Source organism: Stenotrophomonas sp. SAU14A_NAIMI4_8 (genome assembly GCF_003086695.1).
In the GTDB taxonomy this organism is placed as follows: Bacteria; Pseudomonadota; Gammaproteobacteria; order Xanthomonadales; family Xanthomonadaceae; genus Stenotrophomonas.
Map to the genome: position 1 here is coordinate 4,241,604 of NZ_CP025999.1, position 14,756 is coordinate 4,256,359.

The 14,756-nt window shown below is 69.4% G+C and carries 12 protein-coding genes; 8 read left to right on the forward strand and 4 right to left on the reverse strand.

All coding sequences use genetic code 11. The annotated features are described in order from the left end of the window. Nucleotides 1-112 precede the first annotated feature (112 nt). Genes C1930_RS19100 through C1930_RS19125 form a run of 6 tightly spaced genes read left to right on the forward strand, consistent with a single transcriptional unit; the run spans nt 113 to nt 6,862 of the window. Nucleotides 113-802 (forward strand): RDD family protein, encoded by a 690-nt coding sequence (locus tag C1930_RS19100; protein ID WP_108757471.1) that lies wholly within the window; start codon nt 113-115, stop codon nt 800-802. Then, entirely contained in the window at nt 799-1,791 is a 993-nt protein-coding gene (locus C1930_RS19105; protein ID WP_108757472.1) for a stage II sporulation protein M, read from the forward strand. The genes C1930_RS19100 and C1930_RS19105 overlap by 4 nt, the downstream gene beginning before the upstream one ends. Next, nucleotides 1,781-3,388: a DUF4129 domain-containing protein gene (locus C1930_RS19110; RefSeq protein ID WP_108757817.1), complete on the forward strand. Its 1,608-nt coding sequence runs from the start codon at nt 1,781-1,783 to the stop codon at nt 3,386-3,388. Before C1930_RS19105 ends, C1930_RS19110 begins: the two co-directional genes overlap by 11 nt. After that, complete coding sequence (locus C1930_RS19115) at nt 3,385-4,587, forward strand: DUF4350 domain-containing protein (protein WP_108757473.1); 1,203 nt, start codon at nt 3,385-3,387, stop codon at nt 4,585-4,587. Before C1930_RS19110 ends, C1930_RS19115 begins: the two co-directional genes overlap by 4 nt. After that, entirely contained in the window at nt 4,584-5,567 is a 984-nt protein-coding gene (locus C1930_RS19120; RefSeq protein ID WP_108757474.1) for a MoxR family ATPase, read from the forward strand. The genes C1930_RS19115 and C1930_RS19120 overlap by 4 nt, the downstream gene beginning before the upstream one ends. Beyond that, a complete protein-coding gene (locus tag C1930_RS19125; RefSeq protein ID WP_108772423.1) occupies nt 5,564-6,862 on the forward strand; it encodes a DUF58 domain-containing protein in 1,299 nt (432 codons plus the stop codon). The genes C1930_RS19120 and C1930_RS19125 overlap by 4 nt, the downstream gene beginning before the upstream one ends. 143 nt (nt 6,863-7,005) lie before the next feature. On the opposite strand, the gene C1930_RS19130 is transcribed toward C1930_RS19125, so the two are convergent. The 3 genes from C1930_RS19130 to C1930_RS19140 are packed head-to-tail and all read right to left on the reverse strand — an operon-like array spanning nt 7,006 to nt 9,438. Beyond that, nucleotides 7,006-7,683 carry a hypothetical protein gene (locus C1930_RS19130; RefSeq protein WP_108772424.1) on the reverse strand — a complete coding sequence of 226 codons (678 nt, stop codon included), beginning with the start codon at nt 7,681-7,683 and terminating at the stop codon, nt 7,006-7,008. Next, nucleotides 7,683-8,861 (reverse strand): glutathionylspermidine synthase family protein, encoded by a 1,179-nt coding sequence (locus C1930_RS19135; protein ID WP_108772425.1) that lies wholly within the window; start codon nt 8,859-8,861, stop codon nt 7,683-7,685. The genes C1930_RS19130 and C1930_RS19135 overlap by 1 nt, the downstream gene beginning before the upstream one ends. A gap of 7 nt (nt 8,862-8,868) precedes the next feature. After that, the gene (locus C1930_RS19140; RefSeq protein ID WP_108751249.1) at nt 8,869-9,438 is read right to left on the reverse strand and encodes a DUF1190 domain-containing protein; all 570 of its coding nucleotides are present in this window, start codon (nt 9,436-9,438) and stop codon (nt 8,869-8,871) included. A 364-nt stretch (nt 9,439-9,802) separates the two neighbouring features. Here C1930_RS19140 and ilvD point away from each other — a divergent pair, with 364 nt between their 5' ends. Continuing rightward, nucleotides 9,803-11,641, forward strand: coding sequence for a dihydroxy-acid dehydratase (gene ilvD / locus C1930_RS19150; protein ID WP_108772426.1), 1,839 nt, complete (start codon nt 9,803-9,805; stop codon nt 11,639-11,641). 130 nt (nt 11,642-11,771) lie between these two features. Then, nucleotides 11,772-12,383, forward strand: a complete 612-nt coding sequence (locus C1930_RS19155) for a hypothetical protein (protein ID WP_108757481.1) — start codon at nt 11,772-11,774, stop codon at nt 12,381-12,383. Between the two features lie 98 nt (nt 12,384-12,481). Here the strand turns inward: C1930_RS19155 and dinG are convergent, their stop codons facing one another. Next, on the reverse strand, nt 12,482-14,584 hold the full coding sequence (gene dinG / locus C1930_RS19160; protein WP_108772427.1) for an ATP-dependent DNA helicase DinG: 2,103 nt from the start codon (nt 14,582-14,584) through the stop codon (nt 12,482-12,484). Nucleotides 14,585-14,756 lie beyond the last annotated feature (172 nt).

A 14,756-nucleotide genomic window follows, 5' to 3' on the forward strand; every position in this document is an offset into this window, starting at 1 on the left:
CACCACGCTCTGCTAAAGTCGGGGCCCGACCAGGAACCGTCGAGACCCCGCCCATGCCCGTGGCAGCACGCCGGAGAGGACTCCAGCGCCCACACCCGCGACCGTCGCCCTGATGGCCGCGCCCATGCTCGATACCTACCGCGAGGTGGTCACGCCCGAAGGCGTGCTGCTGCAGTTGCCGGCCGCCGGGCCGATGCCGCGTGCGCTGGCCTGGCTGATCGACCTGGGCATCCGCGTGGGCACCGGCTTCGTGCTGGCCATTCCGCTGGCGCTGCTGGAAGAGTTCGGCCGCGGCATCTATCTGGCCATCATGTTCCTGCTGATGTGGGCCTACCCCATCGTCTGCGAAGCGCTGTGGGGCCGCACCCCCGGCAAGCGTGCGCTGGGCCTGCGCGTGGTGATGCGCGATGGCGCGCCGCTGGGCTGGGCCGGCGCGGTCACCCGCAACCTGCTGCGCACCGTGGACATGCTGCCCTTCGCCTACGCGCTGGGCCTGGTCAGCTGCCTGTTCGATCCGCATGGGCGGCGCCTGGGTGATCTGGTGGCCGGCACCGTGGTGGTGCACGCGCCGCCGTTCTACCTGCCGCCGCCGGTCACCATCGACAGCGTGCTGGCCCCGGCGCAGCCGCTGCGGCCGGAAGAACAGACCGCCGTGATGGCCTTCGCCGAACGCGCGCCGCGGCTGTCGCCGGCCCGCCAGCAGGAACTGGCCGGGTTGGCCCAGCCGCTTACCGGCGCCAACGGCCAGGTAGGTGTGCTGCGCCTGTACGCCATGGCCAACTGGCTGCTGGGCCGGCGATGAAGCAGGAACAGTTCGTCGCCCGCCACCAGCAGGAATGGCATGCGCTGGAACAGTGGCTGCAGCAGCGCGCGGGTCTGCTGCGCCGGCGCCGCGCTGCCATGGGCAGTGCAGACCCCGGCGATACCGCCTTCGCCCAGCGCTATCGGCGGCTGTGCCAGCAACTGGCCCTTGCCCGCGAACGCGGCTACAGCCCGCAGTTGGTGCAGCGCCTGCAGGGGCTGATGCAGCAGGGCCACGACGTGCTGTACCGCACGCCGCCCACGCGCTGGCGGCGTGCGCTGGAATTCCTGATGGCCGACTTCCCGCTGCTGGTGCGCAGCCAGGCGCGCAGCATGTGGGCGGCACTGGCCATGTTCGCGGTGCCGGCCATCGCCTGCTTCGTGCTGGTGCAGTGGCACCCGGACAGCGTGTACCTGCTGATGGACAACGCGCAGATCGCCAGCATGGAACGCATGTACGACCCCTCGGCCGACCGCCTGGGCCGCGACAGCGGTACCGACTGGATGATGTTCGGCTACTACATCCTGAACAACATCGGCATTGCCCTGCGCACCTTCGCCAGCGGCCTGCTGGCCGGGCTGGGCACGCTGCTGGTGCTGTTGTTCAACGGGGTCACCATCGGTGCGGTGGCCGGCCACCTGCAGCAGATCGGCCATGGCGATCCGTTCTGGCGCTTCGTGGTCGGGCATGCGGCGTTCGAGCTGACCGCCATCGTGATTGCCGGCGGTGCGGGCCTGCAGTTGGGCATGCGCCTGCTCGCACCGGGCCGGCAACGCCGCGTGGACGCGCTGGTGGAAGGCGGTCGCATCGGCGCACGCCTGTGCCTGGGCGTGGCCTTCATGCTGCTGCTGGCCGCCTTCGTGGAGGCCTTCTGGTCGTCCATTGCCGACATTCCGGCCTGGCTGAAGTTCAGCGTGGCCGGCGTGTTGTGGGCCGGCGTGCTGCTGTGGCTGTGGCGCGGTGGGCGTGGGGGCAGTCGTGCGGATTGAACATCTGAACGTCGCGCTGCGCGCCCGCAGCAGTTGGGAGGCGATGGAGCTGGGCATGGCCCTGGCCCGCCGCCACGCACGCAGCGTGTGGGGCAGCTGGCTGCTGGCCAGCGCACCGCTGTTCGTGCTGTTCAATGCGCTGGCCTGGTGGCTGGATGCGTTCGGCTGGGCCTGGCTGCTGATGTGGTGGTGCAAGCCGCTGTTCGAGCGCGCGCCGCTGTACGTGCTCTCGCGCGGCATCTTCGGCGAACAGGTGGCGCCACGTGCGGCGCTGCGTGCGCAGCGGCAGTGGGGCAACAGCGGCTTCTGGGGTTACCTGGGCTGGCGCCGCTTCAGTGGGCTGCGCAGCCTGTGCCTGCCGGTGAACCTGCTGGAAGGCAATGCACCGGGACAGCGCGGGCCACGGCGGCGCGCGGTGGTGTCCGGCGCGGGCGGCGCGGCCCTGATCCTGTGCTGCCTGTGCCTGGGCTTCGAACTGGTGCTGGTGCTGGGCGCGATCGCCTCGGCGTTCCTGTTCATTCCGCTGGATCTGCTGCCCGACTCGTGGCGTGCGGCGTGGGACATGCTGCGCGTGGCGCCACCGCCGTGGGCGCTATTGGTGTTCAACCTGCTGTGCTGGCTGGCGTCGGCGCTGATCGGCCCGCTGTACGTCGGCGCCGGCTTCGGGCTGTATCTGAACCGGCGCACGGAAATGGAAGCCTGGGACGTGGAAATGGCCCTGCGCCGGCTGCGTGAGCGCCTGCTGCCGGCCGCGTCGTCGCTGGTGCTGCTGCTGTGCCTGGCGTTGCCGCTGGCACCGGCGCACGCGCAGGACAGCGATGCCCGCCCGGCCACGGCCGCGACGGAGCAGAGCGACAAGCCCACCCGCAAGCGCCCCAGCGCCGCGCAGGATCCGGCCAACACCCCGGCGGTGATCTTCGGCGATGCGCCGGTGGACACCGCCGGCTTCCGCCAGGCGGTGAACCGCGCCTACGAAGATCCGCTGCAGCGGCCGCTGCGCGAGGTCAGCCAATGGCAGCCGATCGACCGCGACGACGCGGAAAAGAAGGAAAAGAAGGAACTGCAGCCGGACACCGACGCTGAGCGCGCGCGCAAGGCCCGCCAGGATGCACGCCGCTGGGTGGCGCGCGTGGCCGAGTGGGGCCTGTGGGGTGGCCTGGGATTGCTGGTGCTGGTGCTGCTGCTGACCGCGCGGCTGTGGCTGCCGTGGCTGCGCGGCAGCGGTCGGCGCAAGGGTGGAACGGCACCGGCCATCCGCGAAGACAGCATCGTGCTGCCTGACATCCTGCCGCCGGACGTGGCCACCCAGGCCGCACGGCTGTGGGACGACGGCCGCCCGCGCCAGGCGCTGGCCCTCCTGTATCGCGCCAGCGTGGGCACCGTGGTGGACCGCAGCGGCGTGGTGCTGCCGCCCGGCGCCACCGAAGCGCAGTGCCTGCGCGCCTCGCGGCGCATGCCCGAAGCCAGTGACCGCGAGCTGTTCGCGCGCATCGTGCGCATGTGGCAGTTCGCCGCCTACGGCGGTCGCCTGCCCGCCCGCAGTGATTTCGACGCACTGTCGGCTGCCCTGCAGCAGCAGTTCCGGTGGCAGGCATGAAGCCGCGCCTGTTCTGGTCGCTGTTGCTCGGCGCGCTGATCGTGCTCGGCGTGCCGCTGACGATCCTGTTCCTGCGCACCCACGAGAAAGTGAGCCAGACCCTGGTGCTGCCGCCGCAGGGCGAGGCCAGCTTCAACCCGCTGTACGTGCTGGGCCAGGCGCTGCGTGCCGACGGCCTGCAGGTGCAGACACGGCAGCAGCTGCGGTTGCGCGACATGGCGCTGGCCCCGGGCGATACCCTGGTGCTGCTGCAGGACACCCGCGATCTGGCGCCGCATACCGCGCAGGCCCTGCTGGACTGGGTGGGCGAAGGTGGTCATCTGCTGCTGCGCACGCCGCCACCGGCCACCGCCCGGCGCAAGGACACCACCAGCACCACGCAAGGTCCGCTGCTGGACCGCATCGGCGTGGACAGCCTGTTCCACGACAGCCGATGCCAGCGCTTCCACGTGGCCGATGATCCCGACCACGTGGAGTTCTGCAAAGGCCGCCGTTTCTCGCTGGGCTTCCGCGCCGCCGCCACTGCCGAACGGCGCTGGGGCAACGACGGCGACCTGGTGTTCGCGCGCCTGCGCCACGGCAAGGGCCGCATCGATGTGCTGGCCGACATGGAATTCATGCGCGGCACCGGCGCAGGCACCAACACGGAACGTCGCGTGTTGAATGCCGGCGAACGCCTGCGCGATGGCCTGCATGACCTGTCGCACCGCGACCTGACCCGCTACCTGCTGGACCCGAACTACGGCCGTGGCACGGTCTGGCTGGTCTACGGCAAGCGCCCGCCCACGCTGTTCGCACGCATCGTGCTGCAGGGCTGGCCGGTGTGGCTGCCGCTGCTGCTGGCGATCCTGGGCTGGTTGTGGGCGCGCTCGCAGCGCCTGGGCAGTGCCCAACCTTCGCCGGTGGTGGCACGCCGCTCGCTGCTGGAACACGTGCGCGCCAGCGGCGAACTGCTGCTGCGCTTCGGCCAGGGGCCACACCTGTACCGCGCGGTGCAGGCGCTGTTCCTGCACCGGCTGCGCCTGCGCGCGCCGGTGGCCGCCGCGCTGGACGGCAGCGCGCGCGACCATGCCATTGCCGAACTGCTGCGCTGGCCGGTTACACGCGTGGCCAGCGCGATGACCGTGCCTGCCGCCAACGATTCCTCCGCCCTGCGCGAGCGCATCCGCTTGCTGCTCCAGATGAGATCCCTGCTATGACCGATGCCCCTGAGCTTCCGTCCGCCGCCGCCCGCCTGATTGAACGCGTCGATGCCATCCGCGAAGCGGTAGGCCGCGCTTTCATCGGCCAGAGCGATGTACTGGACCAGATCCTGGTGGCCCTGCTGGCCGGCGGCCATGTGCTGATCGAAGGCGTGCCCGGGCTGGGCAAGACCCTGCTGGTGCGCGCCCTGGCACAGGCGCTGGAACTGGATTACGGGCGCGTGCAGTTCACCCCGGACCTGATGCCCAGCGACGTAAGCGGCCACGCGGTGTACGACCCCAAGAGCGAAAGCTTCCGGATCCGTCGCGGCCCGGTGTTCACCAACCTGCTGCTGGCCGACGAAATCAATCGTGCGCCGGCCAAGACCCAGTCGGCCCTGCTGGAAGTGATGCAGGAAGGCCAGGTGACCATCGAAGGCAAGGCGTTCACCCTGGCGCCGCCGTTCATGGCGCTGGCCACGCAGAACCCGCTGGAACAGGAAGGCACCTACCCGCTGCCGGAAGCGCAGCTGGACCGTTTCCTGCTGAAGGTGCTGATCGACTACCCGCAGCTGGACGACGAAAAGCGCATGGTGGCGGCGATCACCCATGGCCGTGCCGCCAGCGATTTCGACCTGAGCCAGGTGCCGCGCGTCCTTGGCGCGGGCGAACTGCTGGCGCTGCAGCAGGCCACGGCGGCGATCACCGTGGACGATGAAGTGATTGATTACGCCGTGCGCATCGTCGCCGCCAGCCGGTCCTGGCCGGGTATCGCGGTTGGCGCCGGCCCGCGCGGCAGCATTGCCCTGGTGCGTGCCGCACGCGCGCAGGCGGTACTGGCCGGGCGCGATTTCGTCACCCCCGACGATGTGCGCGACATCGCACGCCCTGCCCTGCGCCATCGCATTGCGCTGGCACCGGAACTGCAGATTGAAGGCCAGGGCCCGGACGACGTGCTGGGCGCCCTGCTGGCCAAGGTGGAAGCACCGCGCCGATGAGGCCTGCGCCGCTGCTGCTGGCTGTGCTGCTGGCCTGGGCTGCGCTGGGCGGCATGGTGCTGGGCGGCCTGCTGCCGCGCTGGAGCTGGGCCGCGATGGGGCTGGCGGCTTTGCTGCTGGCCCTGCTGGATGCCTGGCGGGTGGCCCGGCAGCCGTCGCCGCAGGTGCAACGGCAGGTGCCCGAAGCGCTGGCCCTGGGCGTGCGCCGCCAGGTGGGCCTGCGCCTGCAGGCCGCGCGCGCGCAGTACGTGCAGGTGTTCGACCTGGCGCCTGGCGGCTGGCCCGTGGAAGACCTGCCGCAGCGCCTGCAGCTTCGCGCTGGGCATGCCAGCACCCTGCACTACCACGTGCAGCCGCCGCAGCGCGGGCGCTACCGCTTCGATGGCGTGCACCTGCGACTGCGTTCACCGTGGCGACTGTGGTGGCAGCAGCGCACGCTGCCGCCGGCGCTGGAGGTGCGGGTCTACCCGAACTTCGTGCCGCTCACCCGCTTCGCCCTGTTCAGTGCCGACCAGGCATCGCGGCTGGTGGGCGCACACGTGAAGCGCCGCCGTGGCGAAGGCACCGATTTCCACCAGATGCGCGAGTACCGCACCGGCGACAGCCTGCGCCAGCTGGACTGGAAGGCCACCGCACGCGCGCGCAAGCTGATCTCGCGCGAGTACCAGGACGAGAAGAACCAGCAGCTGCTGCTGATGCTGGACAGTGGCCGGCGCATGCTGGCCAGCGAGGGCGGGCTTTCGCACTTCGACCATGCCTTGAATGCATCGCTGGTGGTGGCCTACCTGGCCCTGCGCCAGGGCGATGCGGTGGGCCTGTTCGCCGCTGGCGGCGAGCGCCGCTGGGTGGCCCCGCAGCGTGGCATGGGCACGGTGCAGCACCTGCTGCGCGCCAGCTACGACCTGCAGCCGCAGCCGGTGGCCACCGACTACCTGGCCGCCGCCACCGAGGTATCGCTGCGCCAGCAGCGGCGCGCACTGGTGATGCTGGTCAGCAACGTGCGCGATGAAGATATCGAAGACCTGCTGGCCGCCGTGCGCCTGCTGCAGCGCCGCCACCTGGTGTGCGTGGCCAGCCTGCGCGAACGCGAGCTGGAAGCGGTGCTGGACGGCGAAGTGAACACGCTGGAAGAAGCCGCCCAGGCCGGCGCCACCGCGCTGTACCTGCAACAGCGCGCGCAGGCCCACGACGCTCTGCGTGCCGAAAAAGTAATGGTGCTGGACGTCACCGCCGACGCCCTGCCCGCCGCCCTGGTGGAACGCTACCTGTCGGTGAAGCGCGAAGGCCTGCTGTAACCGCCACACCGCCCCGGTAGGTGCCAACCTTGGTTGGCACGACACCCACAATGCCGACCAAGGTCGGCATCTACCACCCTTCACGCCCCGGTAGGTGCCAACCTTGGTCGGCACAAAACCCACAGCGCCGACCAAGCTTGGCATCACCCCTTCAGCAATCGCCGTTGCAACCGCTCCACCGCGCGCTGCAGCAGCACGCGGTTACGGGCCAGCTTCATCCACTGCGGAAGGCGTGAAAACATCGAGGCATTGGCCACGCCCGCGCGCTCGCGCAGCGGCGCCACGGCAAATGCATGCAAGGCCTGCAGGTGGGCTTCGTTGTACGCCCACAGCACCCCGGCAGCCGTCTTTTCCACCAACCGCAGCGGCAGCCCCAGATGCGGGTCGATGGCCTCGTGCGCACGCACCCGCGACACGCTCACCGTCACTTCACTGCTGCGCCCACACTGGCCGCAATCCCCCATCAAGGTGCGCACCGGCGCTGCGGCACGCGCGCGATACAACGCGGCGCTCACCCACTTGTGCCCACAGTGGCCGCAGGCGCGATGCCCGCTGTAGCGCACCGGCCCAATCCAATCGCCCGCGCTGCAGCGACCACAGGTGCAGGCACCGGCGTTGCCGCTGCCACCGTCCAGCGCCAGGCTGCAGCCCAGGCAGCGGAAACGCGCTGCTGCAGACCGCCCCACCACCCAGCCCGGGGTATCGCAACGATGGCAGCGCACGGCCACGCGGTCTGCATACCGCCACAGGCCATGGCCATCGTCCAGGTGGCGACCGGGCAGCGGCGCCGGCCGCAGATCGCGGTTGCGCCGCACCGCCATCAGACGTAGATCCGCGTCGGCGCCTCGTCCACGATCGCATGCGGCACGAAGCGCGCACTGTCGCGGGTAATCGCGCTGTCATCCTCGCGGATGCCGATGCCGCAGGCGTGGTCGCCGATCACCCAGCTGCCGATCAGCGGGTAACCGCCGTCGAAACGGGTAAGCGGATGCGCACGCTGGATGATCGCCGGCCCTTCGTACGGACCGTCGCTGCGCTGGGTGCTGCCATCGGCCAGGTGCATTTCGATGTTGGCGCCTTCGCGCGAGAACAGCGGCTTGCGCACCCAGCCCGAGGCCAGCGCGCTGCCATCGTCGAAATGCGCTTCCAGCAGGTTCGGGTGGCCCACGTTGCGCTGCCACAGCAGCGGCAGGATGCCCTTGTTGCTCAGCACCGCCTTCCACGCCGGTTCCAGCAGCTGGATGCCCGAACCGGGCAGCGCGCGGCCGAATTCCTCGGCCATCAGCTCTTCCAGCGGGTACAGCTTGAACAGCGTGCCGATCACCGTGTCATCCAGCGCGGTGAAGCGACCGTCCTCGGACAGGCCGATATCTTCAATGGCGATGGCCTGGCCATGCAGGCCGGCCTGCGACGCGCAATCGCGCAGGTAATCGACCGTGCCGCGGTCTTCTTCGGAACTGCCCACCGCGCTGAAGAACAACGGCGGCGGCAACTGCCCGGCCAGTGCGCCGAAACGCTCGACCAGTGCCTCGTGCATGCCATTGAACTGGTCGGCGTGCTGCGGCAGGCGGCCGGCATTGCGCTGGTCTTCCAGCCACTGCCACTGGAAGAAGCTGGCCTCGAACAGCGAGGTGGGCGTGTCGTAGTTCAGTTCGTACAGCTTGGCCGGGCCGGTGCCGTCGTAGGCCAGGTCCAGGCGCCCGTACAGGTGCGGCTGGCGCTGGCGCCAGCTCTCGGCGATCCAGTCGCGGTAGTGCGCCGGAATCGCCAACTGGTCCATCAGGCGCTCGCTGGCGATCACATCGCCCACGAGGTCCAGCGCCATCTGGTGCAGTTCGGCGCTGGGGTCTTCGATGTCCTGTTCGATCTGGCGCAGGGTGAAAGCGTAGTACGCGCGCTCGTCCCAGTACGGCTGGCCGTCGATGGTGTGGAAGCGGAAACCGGCTTCCTCCGCGCGCGCCCGCCAATGGGCGCGCTCGGCAATCTGGATACGCTGCATGGATCGATCAGCCGCCGAAGCTGCTGCCGCTGCGGCGCGCGCTGGTGCTGCCAAAGCCACTGCGGCTGGCGGTCACGGCGCGGTTCGGTTCGCTGGTCACCGGGGCTAGGCCGGCCTTGCCGGCGCCGATGCCGCTGGCGGTGTTCATGCCACCGGTGCCGCCCGGTGCCGGGCGCGCCCAGCCCGCGTTCTTGTCCTGGTAGGCCGGTGCCGACGCCGGCGCCTGCGGGGCCAGGCCGCCGCGGTTGCTCAGCATCTGCGACATGAAGAAGCCCATCATCATCGGGCCGATGAACGACGTGCCGGCCGAGGTGTGCTGCTGCACGCACTGTTCCGGCTTGTAGTCCTGTTCGCAGGCTTCCTTGCTGGCGTACTTGGGCGCCGCATCGGCCGCCTTCTGCTGCGCTTCGGCAAAGGCGTTGCGGCACGACGACGGGTCGCCGGTGGCCTCGGTGCAGGCCTCCACCGAGGTGTACAGGCCTTCCTGCACCTGCACCTGTTCATCCTTCTGGCAGGCGGTGAACAGCAGGGGTGCAGCGCTCATCAACAGCAGCGCGGTGGTGCGGGAACGCTTCATGGCGTCATGCCTCGGAATCGGATCAATGCCCCAATGATGCCAAATTCACACCAACAACCGGAATCGGCAAAGTAGGAAAGATGAACGGGTTTTCATTTTCGCCGGGCCGGCACACCTTTCCGGTAGGTGCCAACCTTGGTTGGCACACATGCCGCAGCGCCCGGCCCTGCCCGGCGAGCGCTCCCACGTCTCAGGCGAGGAGCCCCCTTGTTGTTCAAGGGGGCGCGCCGAAGGCGCGGGGATAAGGAGAAATGCGCGGACCACCAAGCCGCTGCAGGCGGCGAAGGTGGTTGCAGCAGCAACCGAAAAACTCCGCCATGATCGGGCAACCCCCACGTTGTACGGCCCGCCCGTTCCGCCAGCCATGCCTGAATACCGCTCCCGCACCTCCACCGCCGGTCGCAACATGGCCGGCGCCCGCGCCCTGTGGCGCGCCACCGGCATGAAGGACGGCGACTTCCACAAGCCGATCATCGCCATCGCCAACTCCTTCACCCAGTTCGTGCCCGGCCACGTGCACCTGAAGGACCTCGGACAGCTGGTCGCGCGCGAGATCGAAAAGGTCGGCGGCGTCGCCAAGGAATTCAACACCATCGCCGTGGACGACGGCATCGCCATGGGCCACGACGGCATGCTGTACTCGCTGCCCAGCCGCGAGATCATCGCCGACTCGGTCGAATACATGGTCAACGCGCACTGCGCCGATGCGCTGGTGTGCATTTCCAACTGCGACAAGATCACCCCCGGCATGCTGATGGCCGCGCTGCGCCTCAACATCCCGGTGGTGTTCGTGTCCGGCGGGCCGATGGAAGCCGGCAAGACCAAGCTGTCCGAGCACAAGCTGGACCTGGTCGATGCGATGGTGATCGCCGCCGACGAAAGCGCCAGCGATGAAAAGGTCGCCGAGTTCGAGCGCAGCGCCTGCCCCACCTGCGGTTCCTGCTCGGGCATGTTCACCGCCAATTCGATGAACTGCCTGACCGAAGCGCTGGGCCTGTCGCTGCCCGGCAACGGCTCCACCCTGGCCACCCACGCCGACCGCGAACAGCTGTTCCTGCGCGCCGGCCGCCTGATCGTCGAACTGTGCCACCGCTGGTACGGCGGCGAGGAAGCGAGCGCGCTGCCGCGCGGCATCGCCACCCAGGCCGCATTCGCCAATGCAATGACCCTCGATATCGCCATGGGCGGTTCCACCAACACCATCCTGCACCTGCTGGCGGCCGCACAGGAAGCCGAGGTGGACTTCGACCTGACCCACATCGATGCGCTGTCGCGGCGCGTGCCGCAGCTGTGCAAGGTGGCGCCGAACACGCCCAAGTACCACATGGAAGACGTACACCGCGCCGGCGGCGTGTACGGCATCCTGGGCGAACTGGCGCGTGGCGGCCTGCTCGACACCACGGTGCCGACCGTGCACAGCCGCACCCTGGCCGACGCCATCGAACGCTGGGACGTGGCAGTCAGCGGCGAATCGAGCGTGCACGATTTCTTCCGCGCCGGCCCGGCCGGCATTCCCACCCAGGTGGCTTTCAGCCAGGCCACGCGCTGGCCGACGCTGGACGTGGACCGCGCCGAAGGCTGCATCCGCAGCGTCGAGCACGCCTACTCGGCCGAGGGCGGCCTGGCCGTGCTGCGCGGCAATCTGGCCATCGATGGCTGCGTAGTGAAGACCGCCGGCGTGGATGAGTCGATCCACGTGTTCGAAGGTACGGCGCGCGTGTTCGAGAGCCAGGATGCGGCCGTGGCCGGCATCCTGGCCGATGAGGTGAAGCCGGGCGACGTGGTGGTGATCCGCTACGAAGGCCCGAAGGGCGGCCCCGGCATGCAGGAAATGCTGTACCCGACCAGCTACCTGAAATCGAAGGGGCTGGGCAAGCAGTGCGCCCTGCTGACTGATGGCCGTTTCTCCGGCGGTACCTCGGGCCTGTCGATCGGCCACGTTTCACCGGAAGCGGCCAGCGGCGGCACGATTGGCCTGGTGGAAGATGGCGACCGCATCCGCATCGACATTCCGGCCCGCCGCATCGACCTGCTGCTGGACGAAGCCACCCTGGCCCAGCGCCGCAACGAGGCCGACGCGCGTGGCTGGAAGCCGCGTGAAGCACGCCCGCGCAAGGTCACCAGCGCCTTGAAGGCCTACGCCCTGCTGGCCACCAGCGCCGACAAGGGCGCCGTGCGCAACACCGCCCTGCTGGGCGATTGAGAGGCCCTGGGGTCAGAGCCCTTCCTGCGGAAGGGATCTGACCCCGGATCGCGGCAGGGGGTCGGATCCCTTTCGCAGAAAGGGCTCTGACCCCGGTAAGGTAGGACGCAACACCAACACGGAGGTTGTGATGACGTTGCTTTCCATTGCCCTTGCCGCTGCGCTGGGCGCGGCACCGGAACCGCCGAACGCGCCGGATTGCAGCTACGACCGCGATGCCATGCTGGCGATGGAGCCGGATGCGTTCGACCAGGACCTGGAAGGTGGCTGGCGCCCGCTGGCCGACCGCGGCTGCCAGCGCGAGGCGGCGGACCTGCTGACTGCCTACGCCGCGCAGCCCAAAGCCGCTGGCAGGAACATCATTCTCTGGCACGCCGGCCAGATGCGTGCCGAGGCAGGCCAGTACCCGCAGGCGATTGCGCTGATGCAACGCACCTACGCGCCCAAGGACACCGATCCGGGCTACTGGAACGCCTACGTGGACGGCACGATCGCCTTCCTGCAGCGCGACCGTGCGGCGCTGGAAGAAGCGCGCGCAGCGCTGATCGCGATTCCCACCCCCGAGCAGATCGCCGGGGCGCTGAAGGATGGGCGCTATCACTTCACCACCGCCGGCGGGCAGCAGGTGGATGCGCCGTGGCCGCCCAACCTGGACGTGCTGGATGGCTTCCTGCGCTGCTTTGACCGCGACTACCACGATGCGATGGGCAGCCAATCCTGCCGGAACCCGGAAGGCGGTTGAGGGCGGGCTGGGGTCAGAGCCCTTCCTGCGGAAGGGATCTGACCCCGGATCGCGACAGAGGGTCGGATCCCTTTCGCAGAAAGGGCTCTGACCCCGACTCAGCCGATCACGCGCTTGAACGGCGGCAGTGCGTCGATGATGCGCTTGCCGTAGCGGCGGGTCAGCAGGCGCGAGTCGAGGATGATCACCCGGCCGGTGTCGGTGGAGGTGCGGATCAGGCGGCCGGCAAACTGGGTGAGCGTGCGCAGCGCATGCGGAATGGCGATCAGGTTGAAGGCGTTCATGCCCCGCGCTTCCACCCATTCGCTCAGGGTGGCGGTCTGCGGGTCGGTGGGCACGGCGAACGGCACCTGGGTGATGACCACCGTGGTGCAGGCTTCGCCTGGCAGGTCCAGGCCTTCGCCGAACGAGTTCAGACCGAACAGCACCGAGCCTTCGCCGGCGGCCACGCGGCGCAGGTGTTCGTCAATCAGCCGGGTCTTGGACATTTCGCCCTGCACCAGCACCTGCTTGCGGCGCGCGGCCGACATCAGGCCGGCCACCTTTTCCATCTTCCAGCGCGAAGTGAACAGCACCATCGAGCCCTTGGCCCAGTCCAGTTCGGTATCCAGGTAACGCGCCACTTCGCGCGGGTGGCCGTCGCGGTCGTCGGGGGTGACCGGGAACTTCGGCACGATCAACTCGGCCTGGTTGGGCAGGTCGAACGGCGAGGCCAGCGAGACCATTTCCGCTTCGGGCGGAATGCCGTTGTCGATGGCCAGCGACTGGAAATCACCGCCGCCGGTCAAGGTGGCCGAGGTCATCACCACCGAATCCACTTCATCCCACAGCAGCTTGCGCAGCACGTGTGCGGCCGACACCGGCGAGCCGTGCAGCACCAGGTCGCCATCGCGGGTGGCGGTGACCCAGCGCGCGGTGGGCGGCGCGCCGTCCTTGTCCTCGCGGCGCCAGGCCTGCCACAGGTTGTACTGCTGCTCGATCATTTCCAGGGCCATGCCCAGGTTGCGCTGCAGGCGCTCGCGCGCAGCGTCGTCCGGCTTGCCCTTGGCCACCTGTGCGGTGGCGGCGTGGGCCCAGTTGTAGAGGCTGCGGGTGTCGTCGGCCAGCGCTTCGATGGGTTCGCGCCAGGCCTCGGGCAGGCGCCCGTTGGCCGCGCGCCACATCGGCTCTTCGTCGGCCGGCGCGGGCATCCATACCGCTTCGATATGATCGCGGAAGGCGCGCAGCTGCTTGGCCACGTTGCTGGCCACGTCGATGGCCTCGTTCGGCAGCAGGTTGCCCAGGCGGTCCTTGTCGACCGCGCGGTACGCACCGGCAATCAGGATCTGCAGGCGACCGACGCGCTTGGCCATGTCGTCCAGGGCCAGGCTGGCCGCGCCCTGGTCGATGGCCACGTTGCCGATGTGGTGGCCTTCGTCCAGCACCAGCAGCATGTCCGACGGCGCGGCGATCATCGGCTGGCCGTTGTCGCTGTCACCAATGGACAGCGCCGACAGCAGCAGCGCGTGGTTGGTCACCACGATCTGCGCATCGCGCACGGTGTTGCGTGAGCGCAGCACGGCGCACTGCGCCGAATACGCACAGCGACGACCGGCACAGGCCGAGGCCGGGGTGGTGATGCGGCTGCGCAGGCCGGGGCTGATGGTTTCCGGCGCGTTGTCGATGTCGCCGTCCCAGCTGCCACTGGTGAAGGCATCGGACAGGCGCTTGGCGATATCCATTTCGATGGGCGCCAGCGGCCGGTCGTACAGCGGCGCCTCGTCTTCGAACATGCCGCCCTGGGCGCCCTCGCCCTGCGCTTCGGCGGCGTTGCGCGTGCACAGGTAGCGGGTGCGGCCCTTGGCCAGCGCCACGGTCGCTTCCAGGCCGGTGGCCTTGAGGAAATTGGGAATGTCGCGCTCGACCAGCTGCGACTGCAGCGCCACGGTACCGGTGCTGATGACCAGCTTTTTCTTGCTGGCCAGCGCGATCGGCACGCCTGCGGTCAGGTAGCCCAGACTCTTGCCGACGCCGGTGGGCGCTTCGACCACGCCCACGCCGCCGCTGGTGGACAGCGCGCGCGACACCACGCCGATCATCTGGCTCTGCGAGCGGCGGGTGGAGAAGCCGGGGGTGTTGGCCTGCAGCGTCGTATAGGCCTTGCGGATCGCGTCCTTCAAGGCGTCATCGAGCTTGCGGGGGGCGGCGACAGTTTCGGTCACGCCGGAAGTTACCGTGGCTGGATCAGGCCGGTCATTGTCGCATGGCCGGCCGACGGGACCGGCGCGGCGGCGCTGAACGGGGTCAGCGGCGACGGCCGTTGGCGGCCATGGGCCGGGCGCAGCGCCGCGACCAAGGCACATAGCGCCACCCGTCCACCGCTCTGGTAGGTGC